Annotated in this window: 22 protein-coding genes and 1 tRNA gene; 14 read left to right on the plus strand and 9 right to left on the minus strand. The window is 41.0% G+C overall.

What is annotated here, in order from left to right; all coding sequences use genetic code 11:
- Positions 1–6: 6 nt before the first annotated feature.
- Complete coding sequence (gene asd / locus JEU79_RS11420) at positions 7–945, minus strand: archaetidylserine decarboxylase (protein ID WP_246540183.1); 939 nt, start codon at positions 943–945, stop codon at positions 7–9.
- Between the two features lie 290 nt (positions 946–1,235).
- Between asd and glyA the strand changes: the two genes are divergently transcribed.
- From glyA to JEU79_RS11470, 10 genes are all read left to right on the plus strand, one after another.
- Positions 1,236–2,528, plus strand: coding sequence for a serine hydroxymethyltransferase (glyA, locus tag JEU79_RS11425; RefSeq protein WP_198264235.1), 1,293 nt, complete (start codon positions 1,236–1,238; stop codon positions 2,526–2,528).
- A 22-nt stretch (positions 2,529–2,550) separates the two neighbouring features.
- On the plus strand, positions 2,551–3,018 hold the full coding sequence (gene nrdR, locus JEU79_RS11430) for a transcriptional regulator NrdR (protein WP_198264236.1): 468 nt from the start codon (positions 2,551–2,553) through the stop codon (positions 3,016–3,018).
- Positions 2,981–4,180 carry a bifunctional diaminohydroxyphosphoribosylaminopyrimidine deaminase/5-amino-6-(5-phosphoribosylamino)uracil reductase RibD gene (gene ribD / locus JEU79_RS11435; protein ID WP_343074963.1) on the plus strand — a complete coding sequence of 400 codons (1,200 nt, stop codon included), beginning with the start codon at positions 2,981–2,983 and terminating at the stop codon, positions 4,178–4,180. The genes nrdR and ribD overlap by 38 nt, the downstream gene beginning before the upstream one ends.
- 31 nt (positions 4,181–4,211) lie before the next feature.
- On the plus strand, positions 4,212–4,874 hold the full coding sequence (locus tag JEU79_RS11440) for a riboflavin synthase (protein WP_198264237.1): 663 nt from the start codon (positions 4,212–4,214) through the stop codon (positions 4,872–4,874).
- Positions 4,875–5,122: 248 nt separating this feature from the next.
- On the plus strand, positions 5,123–6,241 hold the full coding sequence (gene ribBA / locus JEU79_RS11445) for a bifunctional 3,4-dihydroxy-2-butanone-4-phosphate synthase/GTP cyclohydrolase II (RefSeq protein ID WP_198264238.1): 1,119 nt from the start codon (positions 5,123–5,125) through the stop codon (positions 6,239–6,241).
- A 39-nt stretch (positions 6,242–6,280) separates the two neighbouring features.
- Entirely contained in the window at positions 6,281–6,751 is a 471-nt protein-coding gene (gene ribH, locus JEU79_RS11450; RefSeq protein ID WP_198264239.1) for a 6,7-dimethyl-8-ribityllumazine synthase, read from the plus strand.
- A gap of 21 nt (positions 6,752–6,772) precedes the next feature.
- Positions 6,773–7,219 carry a transcription antitermination factor NusB gene (gene nusB / locus JEU79_RS11455; RefSeq protein WP_246540186.1) on the plus strand — a complete coding sequence of 149 codons (447 nt, stop codon included), beginning with the start codon at positions 6,773–6,775 and terminating at the stop codon, positions 7,217–7,219.
- 19 nt (positions 7,220–7,238) lie between these two features.
- The gene (thiL, locus tag JEU79_RS11460; protein WP_198264240.1) at positions 7,239–8,222 is read left to right on the plus strand and encodes a thiamine-phosphate kinase; all 984 of its coding nucleotides are present in this window, start codon (positions 7,239–7,241) and stop codon (positions 8,220–8,222) included.
- Complete coding sequence (locus JEU79_RS11465) at positions 8,206–8,700, plus strand: phosphatidylglycerophosphatase A family protein (protein WP_198264241.1); 495 nt, start codon at positions 8,206–8,208, stop codon at positions 8,698–8,700. Before thiL ends, JEU79_RS11465 begins: the two co-directional genes overlap by 17 nt.
- Positions 8,701–8,969: 269 nt before the next feature.
- The gene (locus JEU79_RS11470) at positions 8,970–9,533 is read left to right on the plus strand and encodes a retropepsin-like aspartic protease family protein (protein ID WP_198264242.1); all 564 of its coding nucleotides are present in this window, start codon (positions 8,970–8,972) and stop codon (positions 9,531–9,533) included.
- Positions 9,534–9,598: 65 nt separating this feature from the next.
- On the opposite strand, the gene yaaA is transcribed toward JEU79_RS11470, so the two are convergent.
- The 7 genes from yaaA to JEU79_RS11505 all read right to left on the minus strand — a co-directional run bounded on the left by yaaA (position 9,599) and on the right by JEU79_RS11505 (position 16,403).
- The gene (yaaA, locus tag JEU79_RS11475; RefSeq protein ID WP_198264243.1) at positions 9,599–10,366 is read right to left on the minus strand and encodes a peroxide stress protein YaaA; all 768 of its coding nucleotides are present in this window, start codon (positions 10,364–10,366) and stop codon (positions 9,599–9,601) included.
- 389 nt (positions 10,367–10,755) lie between these two features.
- Positions 10,756–13,548: a phosphoenolpyruvate carboxylase gene (gene ppc / locus JEU79_RS11480; RefSeq protein WP_198264244.1), complete on the minus strand. Its 2,793-nt coding sequence runs from the start codon at positions 13,546–13,548 to the stop codon at positions 10,756–10,758.
- A 379-nt stretch (positions 13,549–13,927) separates the two neighbouring features.
- Positions 13,928–14,128, minus strand: a complete 201-nt coding sequence (locus tag JEU79_RS11485) for a hypothetical protein (RefSeq protein ID WP_198264245.1) — start codon at positions 14,126–14,128, stop codon at positions 13,928–13,930.
- 4 nt (positions 14,129–14,132) lie between these two features.
- On the minus strand, positions 14,133–14,516 hold the full coding sequence (locus tag JEU79_RS11490) for a hypothetical protein (protein WP_198264246.1): 384 nt from the start codon (positions 14,514–14,516) through the stop codon (positions 14,133–14,135).
- A 213-nt stretch (positions 14,517–14,729) separates the two neighbouring features.
- Positions 14,730–15,002, minus strand: a complete 273-nt coding sequence (locus JEU79_RS28555) for a transposase (RefSeq protein ID WP_198264247.1) — start codon at positions 15,000–15,002, stop codon at positions 14,730–14,732.
- Between the two features lie 114 nt (positions 15,003–15,116).
- Positions 15,117–15,842, minus strand: coding sequence for a hypothetical protein (locus tag JEU79_RS11500; RefSeq protein ID WP_198264248.1), 726 nt, complete (start codon positions 15,840–15,842; stop codon positions 15,117–15,119).
- Between the two features lie 156 nt (positions 15,843–15,998).
- Positions 15,999–16,403: a hypothetical protein gene (locus JEU79_RS11505; protein ID WP_198264249.1), complete on the minus strand. Its 405-nt coding sequence runs from the start codon at positions 16,401–16,403 to the stop codon at positions 15,999–16,001.
- A gap of 312 nt (positions 16,404–16,715) precedes the next feature.
- Between JEU79_RS11505 and JEU79_RS11510 the strand changes: the two genes are divergently transcribed.
- Together JEU79_RS11510 and JEU79_RS11515 are read left to right on the plus strand one after the other, a co-directional pair.
- Positions 16,716–17,255 (plus strand): hypothetical protein, encoded by a 540-nt coding sequence (locus JEU79_RS11510; protein WP_198264250.1) that lies wholly within the window; start codon positions 16,716–16,718, stop codon positions 17,253–17,255.
- 122 nt (positions 17,256–17,377) lie between these two features.
- On the plus strand, positions 17,378–17,848 hold the full coding sequence (locus JEU79_RS11515; RefSeq protein ID WP_198264251.1) for a hypothetical protein: 471 nt from the start codon (positions 17,378–17,380) through the stop codon (positions 17,846–17,848).
- Positions 17,849–18,367: 519 nt separating this feature from the next.
- Here the strand turns inward: JEU79_RS11515 and JEU79_RS11520 are convergent.
- A tRNA-Leu gene (locus JEU79_RS11520) sits at positions 18,368–18,454 on the minus strand.
- A 143-nt stretch (positions 18,455–18,597) separates the two neighbouring features.
- Between JEU79_RS11520 and queA the strand changes: the two genes are divergently transcribed.
- Both queA and tgt read left to right on the plus strand, forming a co-directional pair.
- The gene (gene queA, locus JEU79_RS11525) at positions 18,598–19,674 is read left to right on the plus strand and encodes a tRNA preQ1(34) S-adenosylmethionine ribosyltransferase-isomerase QueA (protein ID WP_198264252.1); all 1,077 of its coding nucleotides are present in this window, start codon (positions 18,598–18,600) and stop codon (positions 19,672–19,674) included.
- Between the two features lie 51 nt (positions 19,675–19,725).
- The gene (gene tgt / locus JEU79_RS11530) at positions 19,726–20,853 is read left to right on the plus strand and encodes a tRNA guanosine(34) transglycosylase Tgt (protein ID WP_198264253.1); all 1,128 of its coding nucleotides are present in this window, start codon (positions 19,726–19,728) and stop codon (positions 20,851–20,853) included.
- The last annotated feature ends 144 nt before the right edge of the window (positions 20,854–20,997 follow it).

Genomic DNA, 20,997 nt, shown 5'->3' on the forward strand with positions numbered 1-20,997 from the left:
TCCGGTTTAAACGTTTAAATTTTCATGCTGTATTTTCCCTAGCAATTGCCCAAGCTGCACAGGTAAGTTAGGTTGTAAAGTTGTCTGCCATTTAATTGCATCCTTAGCAAACAATAACACCACTGTTGAGCCCATATTAAAACGACCCATTTCTTGGGCTTTACTGAGTTTATCTTGATCCTGATACTGCCAACGCTGCACCTGTTGACGACGTGGTGGCGTGACCACACCTTGCCAGATGGTTTCAATGCTGGCAACAAAAATCGCCCCTACTTGGATTAAAGCCATAGGTCCAGCTGGAGTATCAAAGATAGAAATAACCCGTTCATTGCGAGCAAATAACCGTGGAATGGTTTTCACTGAGGCATTATTGACCCCGAATAATTGTCCGGGTACATGTAACATTGCTTGCAAGGTACCGTCGATAGGCATGTGAATTCGGTGATAGTCTTTGGGTGAAAGATAAATGGTGGCAAATTTACCATTACGAAAAGTGGTCGTTAATTTGTCATCACCACCGAGTAATTCATTTAATTCAAAATAATGCCCCTTGGCCTGAATTAAACGTTCCTCTTCAATATCACCTAGCTCACTAATAGCCCCGTCAACGGGACAGCAAAGTTCATTTCTTTGGGTCTTATCAAGCCGTGCATCGGCTTTTAATTCCCGGGTAAAAAAATGATTAAAATCTGCAAAATCGCTCGCATTTTCATACACAGATTCACTCATATTGACCTGAAATAATTTGATGAATTGGCTGATTTGAAAATTCTTAAATTCCGTATGCTTAATGCGCATAAAACGATGCATTAATGCCGATAAAAGGTGTTGGGGCAGTAAAAATAATGGCCAGGTTTTAAAGTAATCCAATAAAGACGCTTTAGCGATGTTGGTTTGACTGTCTGATTGTGATGCATTCATGGGTGATTCAATACTCCAAGGCATGAATTTTTAGTAAAATTAAGGTATGATCCCGAAACTTGGCGTTTGGCAGTATCATTATACCCATGATACTTGAAAATGTAGACTTCGTTATTTTAACTAAAAGCCTCAATCATGTAGTGCTTATACACTCAATCGGCTCTTAGTCAAAATGCCTTGCTACATTTCCAAATATCACGGGTATATCTACTTTTTTGTTTGTAAATGATGCTTGCCGAAGCACATAATTTCAGTTTTCTGCTTAATGCAAAAAATTTACGCGCTATTTTAACCTAATTTTATAAGGAATCCTCATGTTTACGAAAGATATGACAATTGCTGGCTATGATGACGAGCTTTGGAATGCAATGCAACGTGAAGAAGTTCGGCAGGAAGAGCATATCGAATTGATTGCGTCAGAAAACTATACTAGCCCTCGAGTCATGCAGGCTCAGGGTTCTGTACTCACAAATAAATATGCCGAAGGCTATCCTTCCAAACGTTATTATGGTGGTTGTGAAAATGTCGATGTGGCTGAACAGTTAGCCATCGACCGGGCAAAAGAATTATTTGGCGCTGATTATGCCAATGTTCAGCCTCATTCTGGTTCTCAGGCCAATGCTGCAGTCTATTTTGCCCTATTAAATGCCGGTGATACGATTTTAGGCATGAGCCTGGCGCATGGTGGTCACTTAACTCATGGTTCTAAAGTGAGTTTTTCCGGTAAATTATTCAATGCCGTTCAATACGGTTTAAATGAAGCAACCGGCGAAGTGGATTATGACGAAGTCGAGCGTTTAGCCAAAGAACATAAGCCAAAAATGATAATTGCCGGCTTCAGTGCTTATTCCCGTGTGATGGATTGGCAGCGTTTTCGTGATATTGCCGATTCAGTCGGTGCCTACTTACTGGTTGATATGGCGCATGTTGCTGGTTTAGTCGCCGCAGGTGTTTATCCAAGTCCCGTACAAATTGCTGATGTCACCACATCAACAACCCATAAAACCTTGCGTGGTCCTCGTGGTGGTATTATTTTAGCCAAGTCAAATCCTGATTTGGAAAAGAAATTAAGCTCTATGATTTTCCCCGGTATTCAGGGCGGTCCTTTGATGCACGTGATTGCCGGTAAGGCGGTTGCCTTCAAAGAAGCGATGGAAGATGACTATAAGGTTTATCAAAAGCAAGTGATAGAAAATGCCCGTGCGATGGCTGCTGTAGTACTTGAGCGTGGTTATGACGTGGTTTCCGGTGGTACCGATAATCACTTATTTTTAGTGAGCTTGATCAGTCGTGAACTGACGGGTAAGGCCGCCGATGCTGCTTTAGGTTTTGCCAATATTACGGTAAACAAAAACTCTGTACCCAATGACCCACAATCACCCTTTGTGACCAGTGGCCTGCGTATCGGATCACCTGCTATTACGACCCGTGGTTTTAAAGAACAAGAGAGTTCAGATTTAGCCGGTTGGATTTGTGATGTTCTGGACGAATTGTGTTCAATGGACGAAGCGGATCGTGTGCCTGAAAAAATCGCAGAAATGAAGACAGTTAAAGAAGTGAAGCAAAAAGTACTGGATTTATGCAAGCGCTTTCCTGTTTACGCCTAATTTAATCCACAGGAAAGTTATTATGCGCTGTCCGTTTTGTAATGCACCAGAAACCAAGGTAATAGACTCTCGTCTGGCCAATGAAGGTGATTCAGTGCGTCGCAGACGGGAATGTTTGACCTGCTCGGAACGTTTTACGACCTTTGAAATGGCCGAATTAGTCATGCCACGCATTATTAAAAGTGATGGCTCTAGAGTACCTTTTGATGAGCAAAAACTTTTACAAGGCATGTCCAAAGCCCTAGAAAAGCGCCCCGTGTCAATGGAAACCATTGAACAGGCAGTAAACCATATCAAATATAACCTGCGTGCGACGGGTGATAGAGAAGTGCCTGCAGAACGTTTGGGTGAATGGGTGATGGACGAATTAAAGATGCTGGATCAAGTGGCCTACGTGCGCTTTGCTTCGGTCTACCGTAGTTTTCAAGATCTGGATGAATTTCGCCAGGAAATTGAACGTCTGGAATCGCCCCAAGGCGTTAACGAATAAGGTGTTAACGACTAATGTGTTAACTGCTAAGCGCTTAACTGACGAATACTACATGGCACGGGCGATTAGCCTAGCCAAAAAAGGCTGGTATAGCACCCATCCTAATCCTCGAGTAGGCTGCGTTATTGTGCGTGAGCAGTCTATTCTTGCCGAAGGCTGGCATCAATATGCAGGCCAGGGGCATGCTGAAGTGAATGCTTTAGCACAATTGAATGATCAGGCTGAGGCTGCGACGGCCTATGTGACTTTAGAACCCTGTAGCCATTTTGGTAAAACGCCACCCTGTAGTGATGCCCTGATTAAGGCAGGCATTAAACGTGTCGTCATTGGCATGGTTGATCCCAATCCCTTGGTGTCGGGCAAAGGCGTGCAACGTTTGCAGGAAAATGGTCTGGAAGTGCTCAGTGGTGTACTGGAAAGTGAAGCAAGGGCACTTAATCTTGGCTTTATCCAACGCATGAGCAAACAGCGTCCGCGAATACGCTGTAAAATGGCGATGAGTTTGGACGGGCGCACAGCAATGGCCAGTGGTGAAAGCCAATGGATAACCGGTGCCGAAGCCCGTGAAGATGTGCAGCGTTTACGGGCAGAGAGCTCGGTAGTTTTGACCGGGATCGGTACTGTATTAGCCGATGATCCCGCAATGAATGTCCGCTCAGCGCAGTATATTGAGAATAAGCGACAGCCTGATAGGTTGGTATTAGACTCTCACTTGAGAATGTCGCCACAGGCAAAAATGCTAGCATTAGCGGGCAATACCCATATTGTGATGGCAGATTTACATAAAACTGAGAAGCAAGGTGAAATTCAGGCCTTGCAGGCTAAGGGTGCAACAATACACTTTTTGCAACAAGCCTTGGAGAAAAAGGCGAGTGGGCCTGCACTGCCTTTAAGTGCTGTGATGCAACTTATGAATACCTTGCAATACAATGAAGTATTGTTAGAAGCCGGTGCGACCTTAACGGGTGCGATGTTGCAAGCAGGCTTTGTTGATGAATTGATTATTTATATGGCACCGAATTTAATGGGTAGTGAGGCACGGGGTTTGTTCAATCTACCCGGCTTAGACACCATGAAACAACGTATTGATTTACAAATTGAGGATATTCGTTCTGTTGGTAGGGACTTTCGTATTACGGCGCGTATTACAGCGAATGCTTAACAAAGCAAAATCAACAGGGCTATAAGAAAAAATGTTTACCGGTATTATACAAGCGATTGGCCAGGTGGCGACGATTGAAGCCAAAGGTCTGGATAGCCGTTTTTATATTAAAACAGGCGCTTTGGATCTCAGTGATGTCGCCATTGGTGATAGTATTGCCACCAATGGTATTTGTCTGACTGCGGTTAGTCTGCCTGGTGATGGGTTCTGGGCTGATGTGTCGGGTGAAACCTTGAAAAAAACCAGCTTTAAACAAATTAAAGTGGGTAGTCGGGTTAACTTGGAAAAGGCAGTATTGCCGACAACGCATCTCGGCGGACATCTGGTCAGCGGCCATGTGGATGGTCTGGGAAAAATAATTGAACGTAGTCATGCGGGACGCTCGATTCATTTTAAGATTAAAGCACCGGATACATTAGCAAAATACATTGCTGCCAAAGGCTCTATTTGTGTCAATGGCATTAGTCTGACAGTTAATGAAGTGAATGGCGCAATGTTTGAGCTGAATATTGTACCGCATACTTTAGACGAAACGACTTTATCCAGCGCTCAGTCCGGTGATGAAGTTAATCTTGAAGTCGATATTATTGCCCGTTATCTGGAGCGTTTATTACTCGGTGATAAAGCCGCAGAGACAACGGGACAACAGGGTGTCACTATGGCTCTATTGGCTGAAAATGGCTTTTTAACCTAAAATAATCAGTTGAATCGTAGCGAGAGCGACTTAGGTGCTGAAGATTAAGGGTTTTACAGGTTATTTTGGCTTTATTCGTAGTCACCCTACGGGTGAAGTCAAAATGTTCTGGAAAATCCTTAAGATTCAGTGCATAAGGCGGTCGCAGTAGGTTCAACTGATTATTTTAGGTTTAAGCCGCTAAAAATTCTGAAGCTGGGCTGTGTCCAGCCTATACATTACATTGTAAAAAAAGATGATAAAACACTATGGCAAATTTTAATTCGATTGAAGAAATACTGGAAGATATCCGACAGGGAAATATGGTTATCATCGTAGATGATGAAGACCGTGAAAATGAAGGCGATCTTTTGATGGCGGCAAGTAAAGTCACCCCGGAAGATGTAAACTTTATGGCCACCAATGGCCGTGGTTTGATTTGTCTGACCTTGACACAACAACGTTGTAAGCAATTACAAATACCGTTGATGGTTGATAGCAATACCGCAGAATACGGTACTAACTTCACCGTATCCATTGAGGCAGCGGCAGGTGTAACGACAGGTATTTCTGCCGGTGATAGGGCTGTGACGGTGCAGGCTGCCGTTGCCCCCGGTGCAAAACCTTCAGATATCGTGCAACCGGGACATATTTTTCCCTTAGAAGCGCAACCTGGCGGTGTTTTGACCCGTGCGGGTCATACTGAAGCGGGCTGTGATTTAGCACGTATAGCTGGCTTGGAACCATCAGCGATGATTGTTGAAATCCTCAATGAAGATGGCAGCATGGCCAGAAGACCAGATTTAGAAGCCTTTGCTGACAAGTTTGATTTAAAGATTGGTACCATTGCCGATTTGATTGAATATCGTCTGAAAAATGAACATTCAGTGGAAAAAGTCAGTGATTGTATTCTGCCGACAGATGCCGGTGATTTCCGTTTAGAAGCCTATCATGATGCTATTTCAGGTCAGGTACACCTTGCCATGATTAAGGGTGAGATTAATCCCGATGAGCCGGTTTTAGTCCGGGTACACATGGAGAATTCCTTCTGTGATATGTTGGGCGCAAAAATGGATGACTGTGGATGGCCTCTCAGTGATGTAATGCAACGCATGGACAAAGAAGGCAGCGGTGTCATTGTTATTTTACGCAGCAATGAAACCAGTTCAGAACTCACTCATCGCATGGATCATTATCAGAAATTACAACAGGGAAAACTGTCTTCTCACCCTGGCAAAACCAAAGATTTACGTACCTATGGCTTAGGTGCACAAATATTGAAATCTATCGGGGTTAAGCACATGAAAGTCATGTCAGCACCGAAAAAAATACATGGTCTATCCGGTTTTGGATTGGAAGTAGTGGAATACTACAACTCAAAAGTTTAGAATTTAAAGACTAGAAAAGAATTAAATCAGGATTGAAGAATGAATATAAAAACATACGAAGGTGAAATGGTTGTAGAGGGTGCTAAATTTGGTATCGTCATCAGTCGTTTTAATAGTTTTCTCGTGGAGTCTTTACTTGATGGTGCATTGGATACTATCCTAAGACATGGTGGTAAAGAAGATGATATCGAAATTGTTCGTGTCCCCGGTGCGGTAGAAATACCGCTGGCGGCCAAACGTATGGCGGCTAGTAAGAAATACGATGCAATCATTGCACTGGGTGCTGTTATTCGTGGTGGCACACCGCATTTTGAATTTGTTGCCAGTGAAAACTCAAAAGGTTTAGCGCAGGTTTGTATGGACTATGACTTACCCGTGGCCTTTGGTGTATTAACCGTTGATACCATTGAACAAGCCATTGAACGCTCTGGTACTAAAGCGGGTAACAAGGGCACCGAAGCTGCCTTATCAGCCATTGAGATGGTTAACCTTCTGAAAAACTTTGCTTAAATTTTAACTAGGAAAGTCATAGTGAAAAATCGAACCAAATCACGTCAATTTGCCGTTCAGGCACTTTATTCGTGGCTACTGACGGAACAGAATGTCTCTGATGTTGAAGTTCATTTTATTAATGATCACGATATGGAAGATGCTGATGTGGCCTATTTTCAGGAAATTTTGCATTTTGTGACGACACATAAAATGGCTTTGATTGACCATATGGAAAGTTTTTTGAGTCGTGCCTTTGCCAGTGTTGATCCGGTTGAACAGGCTATTTTATTGGTCGGTGTTTTTGAATTGGAACAGCGCTTGGACATTCCTTATCGCGTGTCCATTAATGAATCGGTTGAATGTGCAAAAGTTTTTGGTGCAGAAGATGGCCATAAATTCATCAATGGTATTATGGATAAGGTTGCCGGAAAATTACGTGCAGCAGAAATGAATGCACCGCGTAAAAAGAAAGCAAGAAAGAAATAAATAATACGCTAAGGGTCAAATGTCGAAATCAGAATTTCAACTTATAGAAGCTTATTTTTCTGATCCGACTCCTGTGTCTCGTGATGATGTCATACTCGGCATCGGTGACGACTGCGCCATTGTTGCGCCACGTAAACAATCTCAATTAGCAGTATCTATTGATACCCTAATCAGTGGTGTGCATTTTCCTCACAATACCTCTCCTGATGCGATTGCTTATAAAGCACTGGCGGTAAATCTGAGTGACTTAGCCGCCATGGGAGCAGATCCCGCATGGTTTACCCTGAGTTTGAGTTTACCTGAAACGCTACCTTCGTTTTCACGTGAAGCATGGCTGGCACAATTTTCCAGTGCATTATTTTCCCTGGCACAACAGTATAATATTCAATTAATTGGTGGCGATACAACCAAAGGCTCTCTATCAATTACGATTCAGGTGACGGGTTATTTACCCCCCGACGCTCAAATGAAACGGGCTGGTGCTCAAGTCGATGATTTAATTGTGCTGACGGGGGTTTTGGGAGCTGCTGCTATCGGTCTGGATATCGCGTTACAACAGAATGAGTCGTCCTATGCTTGTTTGAGTGAAGCCGAGAAGGCATCGGCGCTTAAGGCGCTGAATTACCCAATACCAAGAGTTGAAGAAGGCTTAAGTCTGCAAGGCATCGCCCATGCTGCATTGGATTTGTCAGATGGTTTATTATCTGATCTGGGGCATATTTTAACAGCGAGTCATGTAGGGGCAGAGATAAGCCTGGAAAAAATCCCTCTGGCAACCTCTTTGGGCTGTTTAGATAAAAACACTGCCTGGGAAAAGGCTTTGACGGGTGGTGATGATTATGAATTGTGTTTTACCATCGCAGCAGCAGACTGGCCTGAACTAGAAAATAAATACCCGCATTTTACTGTGATTGGCCTTATTTGTGCCGAACAAGGCCTGCGCCTGCTGGATCAAGAAAAAGAAATTAAACTATCAATACGAGGCTATGACCATTTTGGATAAGGATGAAATACGCAGTCGTCATCAGGTCTGGACAAATCCCTGGCATTTTCTCGGCTTTGGCTTTGGTTCAGGCTTAGCTAAGTTTGCTCCCGGCACCTTCGGTACCTTGGCGGCCATTCCGCTCTATCTTTTATTGGTGCAATTACCCTGGCTTGCCTATGCTTTAATCACTATCATTGCGTTTTTTATTGGCATCAAAATTTGCCAGATCACATCGGATGATTTAAAAGTGCATGATTTCTCAGGTATCGTCTGGGATGAGTTTGTAGGTTTTTGGATCACCATGTTTCTTATTCCCTTGGATTGGAAATGGGTACTAATCGGCTTTATTCTCTTTCGTTTCTTTGATATTGTGAAGCCGTGGCCCATTCGTTATCTGGATAAGCACGTTGAAGGTGGCTTTGGGATCATGATTGATGATGTATTGGCAGGGATATTTGCCTGGATTTGCCTGTATTTGATCGTTAGTTATTGGTAAATTGAGTATAACTCCATACTAATTTTACACTTAAAATGTAGGATGTGGTGAGGTACGAACCGCATCAATGGTTTAAATAGGAAATTGGTTTAAACAAACATCTATGATGCGGTTCGTGCCTCACCACATCCTACGAATGAAAAGATAAATTGGCTAAAGGATTGTGTGTGAAACGAGTAAAATGGAAACACTTTAACAACTGCAGCTTGGCGGCTCTACTTTTCTTCCTTTGGACTGGAAATAGTTTTGCCAGTCATAAAATAAAAGTCATGGCTTTGTTTACCGATAAGGCGATGGTCATGATTGATGGTCAGACAAAGGTACTAAAAAAAGGTAAAACCTTTAATGGCATTACCCTGATCAGCTCAGATAGTGATGCAGTGGTTTTGCAACTGCATGGGCAAAAAAAATCATTTAAACTAGGCTCTGAAATTTCTACCAGCTTTAAGAAAACTGACCCCTCTAAGGAACTGATTGTCTGGAAAGATTCCCGCAATATGTTCCGTATCGATGGCAGTATCAATAATAAGGCCATGCAGTTTTTGGTTGATACGGGGGCATCATCTATCGCGATGAGTTCTCATGCCGCTAATCGTATTGGTTTGAGTTATAAGCAGGGGGCTTTGATGCAAGCAAGCACTGCATCAGGTGTTGCAACCGGCTATCGTGTTAAACTGGATAAAGTGAAAATAGGCCATATCCTGCTCTATAATGTTGATGCAGTGGTGTTAAGTGGTGCTTATCCTAATGAGGTGTTGCTAGGACAAACCTTTCTCAGTCGTATTCACATGATACGTGATGGTGATAAAGTGCGCTTGAGAAAGAAATTTTAGTGATATTTATAACGGCTCAGGATTCTGGCCTCGTGACCTTTTGATACAAGCACTCCGCCTTTAAATTAGCGCAAAAACACCCAATCATTGGCCGTCGATAATTCAGCATTATAGGCATAACCCGCTTCGCTGAATTCTTTGATTTTCTCAACATCAATGATGTGATTTTTCAAAATATAAGCACTCATCATCCCACGGGCTTTTTTTGCATAAATGCCAATGATTTTATAACTGCCATCATCGCGTGTTTCTTTAAAGACAGGGGTGATGAGCTGACCCTGTATTTCTTTAGTTTTAACGGATTTAAAGTATTCATTTGAGGCCAGATTCACTAAGGTATCACTGCCTGCTTTTTTGAGTTGCTTGTTCAGCAATTGGGTGATTTGACTACCCCAGAATTCATAAAGGTTTTTCCCCCGCTCATTCTCCAGACGAGTACCCATTTCTAAGCGATAGGGTTGCATCAGATCTAAAGGGCGTAGTAGACCATATAAGCCGGATAAAATACGCAGGTGATCTTGCGTGAAGGCGAGATCATCATCAGAAAAACTTTCAATGTTAATGCCCGCATAGACATCACCTTTAAAAGTTAAAATTGCTTGTTTCGCATTTTGCGGATTAAAGGGCTGACTCCAATCATGGTAGCGATCAAAGTTCAGCTTGGCCAAATTACTGCTCAGGTGCATGAGCTTTTCTAATTGCTTGGCAGAGTAGGGCTTCAAGGTTTCGATGAGTTCACTCGCATCTGACAGGCAATCAGGCAGGGTAAAATCATCAGTTTGAGGCAAGCTATCAAAATCCAGTTTCTTAGCGGGTGAAATCACAATAAGCATTATAAATAACCTGTTAAATACTTTAAAAATAGAAGACTATAAAGGACAGATCAAATAAGCCCATTTATCTTTACACTTGTAGGATGTGGTGAGGAACGAACCGCATCAAAAACGTTTGTTTAAAGCCCCATTGATGCGGTTCGTTCCTCACCACATCCTACATTTGAAGTGCAAAGCAGGTTGATCTGTTCTCACTATAGCTATTATCCTAAAATAATCAGTTGAATCGTAGCGAGAGCGACTTAGGTGTTGAAGATTAAGGGTTTTACAGGTTATTTTGGCTTTATTCGTAGTCACCCTACGGGTGAAGTCAAAATATTCTGGAAAATCCTTAAGATTCAGTGCATAAGGCGGTCGCAGTAGGTTCAACTGATTTTTTTAGGATTATACTAACCAGTGTTTCTCATACCACCAGCAATGGCATTAATTGAGCGCAATAAGGGGCTGAGCCAGATATCTTGTTCTTCGTTGGTTAGCAATTCATTTCGATAGCGTTTGAGCAAAGTGAGCTGCACATGTACTAATGAATCTAAATAGGGCTGACGGCGACCCAATGAAAGCCCTAGTGTTGGATTATGTTCCAATAATTCATTAATTTGAGCAACTTTAAATATACTCTCAACAGTTTGCTGATATTCATCACGAATAAGAGGGTAAATCGTATCACGGGTATTATCATCCAGACACAATTCAGAATACTCTTTGGCAATGTTCATATCTGCTTTATAAAGCGCCATCTGGGTATTATCCAGCAATGAATTGAAATAAGGCCAATTCTGATACATTTCACGTAGCCGTTGTAAGTTAGCTTCATCCTGTTGAATATACTGACTCAAGGCCGCACCAATGCCATACCAGGCAGGCAATGTATGGCGAGATTGTGCCCAGCCAAAGACCCAGCCGATAGCACGGACAGAGGTTTTCGAGCGATCGCCGGTTTTTCTATGGGATGGACGTGAACCAATGTTCATCAGGCCAATTTCGCTCACCGGTGTGGCTTCATAAAAATAATCTAAAAAGCCCGGGGTGTTATCGGTGAGTGTGCGGTACTGATGTTCACCAATTTTTGTTAATTGCGCCATGGTTTCCAGATAGTCAGGATTGTCATCCCGCTCAGCCTTAATCAGGCAACTACTGGATTTCATGAGGCCACTAATGCCCATGGTCAATTCGTAGACTGCTGTTTCACTATTACTGTATTTATTGGACAATACTTCACCCTGTTCGGTGAATTTAATTTGTCCATGTACTGAGCCAAATGGCTGTGCCAAAATAGCTTCATGGGTTGGGCCGCCACCGCGACCAATGGTACCACCACGGCCATGAAACAGTCGAATATCAATGCTCTTTTCTTTGGCTAATTCAGTGATGCGACGTTGCGCACCATACAAATTCCAGCTGGAAGCGAGGATACCGCCATCTTTACAGGAATCAGAATAGCCCAGCATGACTTCTTGTAGGTTTCCGGCAGAGCGCAGGTATTTGATGTAAGTATCATTATCAAACAAGGCCAGCATCACCGGCTCGATATGCTCCAGATCTTCTACGGTTTCAAATAAGGGTGATACGGTGATATAGCAAAATGGCTGTCCGTCTTTATCTTTGCCTAAGAGACCGCTGAGGCGAGATAACAACATGACTTCCATGACATGACTGGCAGTATGGGTCATGGAAATAACATATTGATTAAAGAGTTTCGGGCTGATTTCACGACGCAGACGCAATACGACATCAAATACTTGAATAATATTGGCCGTGGCTTCTGATAGCTCACCCTGATTAAAGTGTGGTAATTCATCTTGATCGATCAGGCGAGCTAAAAGTGCCATGCGTTCATCTTCATTGAGACTAGGGTAGTCAGCCTCTAGGCTCATGCATTGTAATAATTCAGCTACCGCATCGCTGTGATAATTTGATTCTTGACGAATATCCAGTTGTTCCAGAAAGAAACCAAAGGTTTCTGCGAGTCGAATGACATTTTTTAACGGCCCAAAGGCTAATTCACAATCATTATGAGAGCATAGTGAGTCTTGAATTAGAATCAAATCCTGATAGAAATCAGCTTCATTTTCATATCCGCTATAATTGGATTGAGCACGTTGTCCCTTAATTTTTGCTTGCACCTGAGCCATACGGTATTCGAGTTTATTGCGCATAATAAATAATTTACGGCGATAGGGCTCAGTTGAAAAAAGATTGGGACGGTTTTCAAATAAATGCTTATAGGTTTTATTATCGTGTTCTAAAGAAGCTGAAAATGCATCGTTTGGGGTACATAAAGCACTGGAATGTGTTAATTGGTGTGATAGCTTATCAACATCACTGATATAACGCTTAAGTATTTCCCGGCTTTGGTAACGTGCAGTGGTTTCGGTAATTTTTGCGGTAACAAAGGGGTTGCCATCGCGATCACCGCCAATCCAAGAGCCAAATTGTAGAAAAGCCGGTATTTTAAAGTTAGCCGCTTCTTCAGGATAGACACGTTGAATTGCACGCTCTAAATATTGATATATAACAGGAATGGCATCAAATAAGGATTCACGGAAATAATATAGGCCATTTTTAACTTCATCAATGACTTGTGGCTTCTCACTGCGTACTTCATCGGTTTTCCATAATACCTGAATCTCGTTATTGAGTTCCTGAGTAAGGCTTTCTTTTTGGTAGGGCCCTAAACGTGGATCATCGAGCTTTTTAATATCAATAAAAATACGTCGCAGACACTCTAAAATAGTACGGCGCTTAGCTTCCGTTGGATGAGCAGTGAATACCGGCATATAGGACAGGCTGTTTAAGAGTTCTTGAAATTGTTCGGCAGAAATACCCTGTTGTTTGAATTCTCTTAGCGTTTCGCTAAATGAGCCTTCCCATAAGGCTTCACCACCATTGGCCTGGCGACGGCGTTCTTTATGTTGTTGAGTTTCTTCCACCACACTGACAAGGTTAAAATAAGTACTGAAAGCACGAATAACCTGTTCAAGTGTCTGTGAGTCAAGTTGCTCGATGAGTTGCATCAATTGTTGACGCTTGTTTTCATCGGGTTCTTTTCTTAGCTCAATGTGACCGGTGCGTAGCTCTTCAACCACATCAAAAACAGTTTCGCGGGTGTGATTTTTTAAAATATCACCCAAGGCCGAGCCAATTTGTTTCACTTTTGAGCGTAGTTCTTTATCGCCGTACATAATTTATCGCCTTAAGACTCGATTGTTAGTGAGAGTCTTCTCTTCGGTTAATAGTATAATTATTGGGTTAAATCGTTGGAATATTTTTGCGGAATGATATGAATGAAATTAATTTAACCCGAGTCAAAATAGGAATAATGGCGGGTATTATACTCTATTTTTATTATAAAGGGTTAATGACAATACGCTTCGCTAAGCAGCGATATCCTATATCAGAGACGTATTAAAAAGTAGGATGCTGCTGAGGTACGAAGCGCATCAAGTATGCAGGGATATTAGTTATGGGGTTCAGGAGGAGGATATTACTATTTTACAGCTAAGCGAATGCTTTTCAAAGAGCGGAATAAACTATACCGCTCTTAAAAATAAATATTGCTATTCAGTTAATAAAACCATTTTCATTATCGTCGTCATCTTCTTCTTCAGAACCACCTGATACCTGAGTAAACGCTTTGTAGTATGCCGTTGGTGTAGAAAATAACTTACCAAAACCATGTTTACCAAACATTTTCAAATCGTAGAAATAAGCCGCAATTCTAAAACGAGCATGTAAGGCAATGATTTTATTATCAGTTACCATGATTTCATAAGGTAAAATAAGCAGTACGTTTAAGCGGTAAATAGTCAACAATATCCATGGTTTTACGGGTATTGAGTGCTTCTTCACCGGTTTCTCTATCATTCATAGATACGCCATAAATAACCTGATTTTTACCCGGTATCTTTATTTTATATACTTTATTGATGCCACTATTGTCTTTCTTAAAGCCTTCTTCCAGCGCTTTTATCGCTGCTGAATGCGTTTTATACTCAGGTAATTCGTAAAAAGAGTGGAAGCCTTCAAGGCCAAAGCTATACTTATAGCGTTTCAATTTTCTAGCAGTTAAGCCTTCACCACCGAAGAATTGTTCAAAACCAAAGGCGCGGGACATTTGATCCAGGATGGGTTGGAGATCAATGTTTTTCATGCGATAAGCATGCTGCATATCATAGGCTGGACCTTAAGGAATTATGAATTTTTAACATCATAAATTTACGCTCCATATAGAGGGTTTAGCCCCAGTTTTGATCGCCCAGATTTTTTATCTCGCTTTATACTATCACGCCGAGTATTGTTTTTAAAAATAGAATCGCTTTTTCAAGAGCCATTCTGATTTTATCGGGGTCATGTATTATTGAATTCATAATATCACCCATAAAGTAACAAGCAGATTTAGCCACTTTGTGTGTTGAAATGGCAACGCCTGTCGCCTTTTGAGCAACATGGGCAATAAACCTTTTAAAATGGCCGCACATAAGGAAGCCCAAATCAGCCCCTCAACAATGGCTTCTTTTTCAGTGACAAATGTCCTCAGATTGGCAAATGATTTCCATTCTTTAAACATCAACTCAATTTGCCAGCGAAGTCGGTACGCTTCAATAATATGTTCTGGTGAAAATGTATCTCGTGGCAAATTTGTCGTTAAATATTGAAAGTAATTGGCCTGGGGTTCCAACTAACAATCATTCGGCAATTAATTATTTTATCTTTTTCTTCCCATTGAATATCCATATCAATTACATCAGTTTTAGATAATTTTTTCTTTTATGTCTTTGAGCTTTTTATTTGAAAATTTCTTAAGCTGTTTATCATCGATCAGTACTTTTTTAACATTAGGGTTTATTGCTGAAGTCGCTTTAATGATGCAATAAACACTGCTTTGTTGTAATACACGATACATGTAATCCTTTTTAAAATAGCCTCTGTCTCCCATAATTAAAGTGTCTTCTAATTGCTCAGGCTTTGGTAAATATTGGGCTTCAGCATTTGTGTCGGGAGTTAATATAATCGTCTCAGGTGTTTCTGAATATAAATCCAATGCAACATGCAACTCAACTGCCGCTGGGTTATAGTGGCTGAAACGACCAGGAAGCTTGTCTTTTAATTTGGGATTAACAGCAAAAGAAGAACCATCCTGTAATAGGATTTTCTTAAATATTTCAAATGGACTACCTTTGTTAAATGCCAGTGATTGATAGGCAAACTCATTGAGTAAATGTTCTAACATATGACGCATAAAAACAGGGAATTGCTTCTTTCGTAGTTGGTTATGAAATGGCTTATAAGCAATATTGATCCCAAACAGATTATTAAATCCTCGATGAAGATCTGCTATTGTTTTTATCTCATGTTGTGAAAGAACCGTTATAAAAGCCATGCCCAATCGGTAAGGTGTTATTTGCCTACAGCGTGATGCCAGTTTTAAGGATTTCCCCAAATCATTTAATGTCTTTTCTGAAAAAACTTTTTGCATTTATTTCCAAGTTGTTTAATATAGATTTTGTTCATTTGATCAGTTCGCTATAAGTATTGGTCTACTTGATCTGATCATTTGAACGCCTAATAGTTCAACTTAAATGCTTAAATATAGCTGTTTTTTTACTCTTTTTTATATTTTTAAAATAATAGCTTATAAATCAATAGCTTTAAAGATCCAGCCTATGTGCTGCATATATACCGGATTAGTATAGGCGATTTGTATTTGGTTATTAACCAGAGTAATACTGATACGTTGTGGCGCTGCAAAACCACCATACTGCGCTTCCGAGGCGAGAGATTTTAGCTCATCACTGGTAATAACGTAGATATGAGCATCGTCATAGGGTGAATATTCAGCAACTAAAGTGAAGGGAGATTGTTGAATTTGTTGGGCAACTTTTTCCTGTGCATCAGCCATTGATATATTGGTTTGTTCGGCAAGCACAAAAGGTTTGAATGTTTCTTTATTAGCGGCTTGCGAAGAAACGCTAAGAGAACATAAAAAGAGGAAAAGCAGTGTTATTACAGAATGGTGAATATTTCGCAAAAACAACATAAATGAACTCCAGGCCTATTTAAGTATTATTATTATTTTAAAATGGATAGAATTGCTCATTACCTTCCATGATTGATTCTTTTTGTACTGACTTCCATTTGTTATGTAAATAATAGATAAGTATATGCTTATAGAGTGGTTTTCTAACTTACCGTGTTTATTATTTATTCCTGTAATTTAACTCAAGTTTTAAAATATTCAAAGCTTATTCAAGAAAAAATGCGCTTTTTATACTATAAATTGTAAAATAGCGTTCAGAAATAAGAAAACAACTTTATCCAGTAAATATTAGCATTTAAAAATAGGGAATAAATGGGGAACTTAACGAAACAACATCAGTTTCTAGATAAACTGATTGCCTATCAAATAAAGGGGCAACTCAATACTGAACAGGCTGAAAATTTATATGAGCTTGTTGAGTCTTTTCTAAAGTCGCCACAGGCCTCGGATTATACTCTAGAGATAATTGCAATTCGTATCGTAAAAATGAGTGTCGATTATGAGGCCTATGTGTCGGCATTGATTTTTAAAATGTTGCCAGATGAATTTACCAAAAAAGAATTGGTGAAGCTGGAAGAGGAATTGTATCACTATATTGAAAAAGAACTCTATGGCAAGGGACTGGATAAACGCATTACCGCGAAGCTAATTGAGCAAATCAGTAAGCAAAACCCAAAACTGAATGAAGCAATGGCTGAAAAAAAGGCGATGGGGAACTGGGGCTGGTTGCTTCCCCATGCTTTGACACAATTAGTTATTGACCAAATTGTTGCAGCCATTGATGAAGCAAAAATAGAGGCTAATCGTGGTAAAAAGAAGGGCAGAAAGATTCGTATTAAAAAAATGGATTGAGGGGGTATTCAACGGACAAATTAATTATCGTCTAATCAGGGGGCGTAAGTTAATCGCTGTGTCATTTCACACATCTATTCAGAGCTAGTTTATCTTTTGCTTAAATAGACTAAAATTAAGTCATGAAGAAACAAACATTGCTTATGTTCCTGCTCTCAGGCGCATTAATACTGACTTTGCTTTTTGCTGGTTATGCCAATGTCGGCAAGCCAACGACGGATACCCTGATTACTTGGCTGGGCTCCGATCCATCCTGTGATTTACAACAAAAAAACTGTAGTTTACTGACGCCAGATGGTGCTCAGATCAGCTTGCTTATTGCCAATCGTCCAATTCCCATGGTCAAACCTTTTCAGATTAAGGTGCAAGTGAGTAATATGGATGTGCAGGAAGTTGCTGTTGATTTTAAGGGTATTGGCATGGATATGGGGCCGAATAATATTACTCTTGAGCAATTAACGCCGGGTGAGTTTTCTGGTACAGGCATTTTACCGGTTTGTGTCCGAAACCACATGGAATGGCGTGCAGATGTTTATATTAAAACCGCCAAGGGTATTGTGGTCGCCCCCTTTCTATTTGCCAGCTCACATTAGCTCACATTTAGAGCAGTCTAATCTCTGCGAATATTTTTGACGTTATCATAAAATACATTGTCTTCACGCTCTTCATAAGTTTTTCGTTCCAACTGACGTTTTTTGTAGAGCTTAATACCAAGAAAAATGAATACAATGATGATTATAGCTAAATAGAAAAGTTGACCTGCCATAGAAAAAATTAACCCCGTTATTTTTTATCTTATCCTATCTTTTACTTTATTCCATATTGCGCAACAGACAAATAATATGCCTCGAACAAGATAATTAACTGTAAGAGGAGCGGGGCGCTTCGATAGATGAGAAAAATTAACTTTTGTTATCGAATTACAATTTTTGGACTTCATACCTGAACAATACTAGAAGTAACGCCTCAAAAGATAGGAAATTGTCAGTGACAGTAAAAAATAAAATTGTTTTATAGTGATTTGGCTTCGACTCAGGTTTCTTCGCTAAGACTTACTTTTGAACTACTTTATTGATTGCGTTTGGATTGATTGTAGCTGGTTGAAAAATAAATGGTACCGATGGGCGGACTCGAACCGCCACGCTATTGCTAGCGGGGGATTTTGAATCCCCTATGTCTACCAATTCCATCACATCGGCATTTAATTGGAAGCACTATTATAGGGAATTATATTTATCTGACAAGTTTTATCTCTGGTTTTTAGTAGAATATCTCGTTTAGATGGTGGTTATTAGGCCGTTATGAATGCTCTTCGCGTTTATATTTGTTAAAATGCCGTCCTATGAATTTATCTGAATTTAATTTTGACCTACCTGAAGAGTTAATTGCCCAATATCCCTTGGCTGAGAGGACGGATAGCCGTTTGCTCTGTTTGGAGGGTGATATGGGGCATTTGACGGATCGTATCTTTAAATCATTGCCGGAATTATTACACGCCGGTGACTTGTTAGTTTTTAATAATACCGAGGTTATTCCGGCGCGCTTGTTTGGCCGTAAAAGCACAGGTGGTAAATTAGAAGTGTTGGTTGAGCGAGTATTGGATGAGCAATCCTTTTTAGCACAAATACGCGCCAGTAAGTCACCGAAAGTAGGTGCTGTGCTGGAACTAGGCATTGATGCTGAAAATGGGGATAGCTTTCAGGTGACGATGCTTGCCCGTGAAGGGGACTTATTTCATCTGCAATTGCTGGATGCAAAAGAACAAACGGTATTTTCTGTGCTGGATCAATTCGGTCACATGCCTCTACCACCTTATGTGGAGAGGGATGATGATAAAAATGACTTGCAGCGTTACCAAACGGTTTATGCGAAAGAAAAGGGGGCTGTGGCAGCACCGACAGCAGGTTTGCATTTTGACGAAGCCTTATTGGCATTACTTGCTGAACAGGGCATAGAATCTGCCTGGGTAACCTTACATGTCGGGGCAGGTACATTTCAGCCGGTTAGAGTAGACAATATTCTGGATCATAAAATGCACTCTGAATATGTTGATGTACCTGCTGAAACAGTTGCTAAAATAACACAAACCCATGCCAATGGTGGGCGAGTCATTGCCGTAGGGACAACCGCAATGAGAAGTCTTGAAAGTGCCTCAATGAATGGCAGTATTGCTGAATTTCATAGTGATACTGATATTTTTATCTATCCGGGCTATGAATTCAAAACGGTGGATGCCATGGTGACCAATTTTCATTTGCCGCAAAGCACTTTGATTATGTTGATCAGTGCTTTCGCTGGGCTGGAGAATGTTAAAAAGGCTTACCAGCATGCTATTGCCGAAAAATATCGTTTTTTCAGTTACGGTGATGCCATGTTTATTACTCCAAAGAGTGCTCGATTGGATAAGCATAAGGTTTAGACACGTAATAAGCTTAATTATTATACGTTAAAGAAAGGTTGTATCTGTATTATGAAATTTGATTTGTTCACCACCGATGGCACGGCACGAAGAGGCGCGATGACGTTTCCTCGCGGCACGATTCAAACGCCTGCTTTTATGCCAGTCGGCACTGTTGCCACAGTAAAGTCCATGACGCCAGAAGATGTGCAAAGCATTGGTGCAGAGATTATTTTGGGTAATACCTTTCACCTCTTTCTCAGACCGGGTATGGAGGTTATTAAGGCACATGATGGCCTGCATAATTTTATGCACTGGCATAAACCTATTTTAACTGATTCGGGTGGTTTTCAAGTGTTTAGCTTGGGTAAATTACGTAAAATCAGCGAAAAAGGGGTGACATTCGCCTCGCCCATTGATGGACGAAAAGTTTTTATGGGACCAGAAGAATCTATGCAGGTGCAACGAATTCTGGGCTCTGATATTGCGATGATTTTTGATGAATGTACGCCATATCCGGCGACTCATGAAGAAGCAAAAGTTTCGATGGAGCTTTCCCTGCTTTGGGCACAGCGTTCTAAAGATGAGTTTTTCTCGGCCTCATTAGCCCCTAAAGGGGATGATAGTGCTGCCTTGTTTGGTATTATTCAGGGGGGCATGTATCCAGAGCTACGTGATGTTTCCCTGAAGGCATTGACGGATATTGATTTTGATGGTTTTGCGATTGGCGGTTTATCAGTCGGCGAGCCAAAAGAAGAGATGATTAAAATTTTAGAACATACGACGCCACAGATGCCACAGGATAAGCCGCGTTATCTGATGGGGGTTGGCCGCCCGGAAGATCTCGTTGAAGGAGTACGTCGGGGCATTGATATGTTTGATTGTGTTATGCCGACACGTAATGCCCGTAATGGCCATTTATTTACCCATCAGGGCGTGGTTAAAATTCGTAATCAAAAGCATCAGTTCGATACGCGCCCTCTGGATGAAACTTGTCAGTGTTATACCTGTCAAAACTACTCGCGTTCCTATCTGCGTCACTTGGATAAAACCAATGAAATGCTCGGCTCGCATTTGAATACCCTGCATAATCTTTTTTATTATCAGGAGCTGATGCAAGGTATGAGAGATGCGATAGCGGCACATCGTTTTGATGACTTTGTTGATGAATTTTATGCTAAGCGAGAACCGGCGAGCTAAATAGAATGTGTAAAATGTGCTAGGTGCTTTCCCTAAGTTAGGGAAAGTCCCTTGAATTTGTGACATAATAGCGCCACTTTATAGGCTGTAAAGCTGTATAACAAAATAAAATTAAGCAAAAATTTAGTAATAATTAAGTAAATT

Source organism: sulfur-oxidizing endosymbiont of Gigantopelta aegis, assembly GCF_016097415.1.
In the GTDB taxonomy this organism is placed as follows: Bacteria; Pseudomonadota; Gammaproteobacteria; order GRL18; family GRL18; genus GRL18.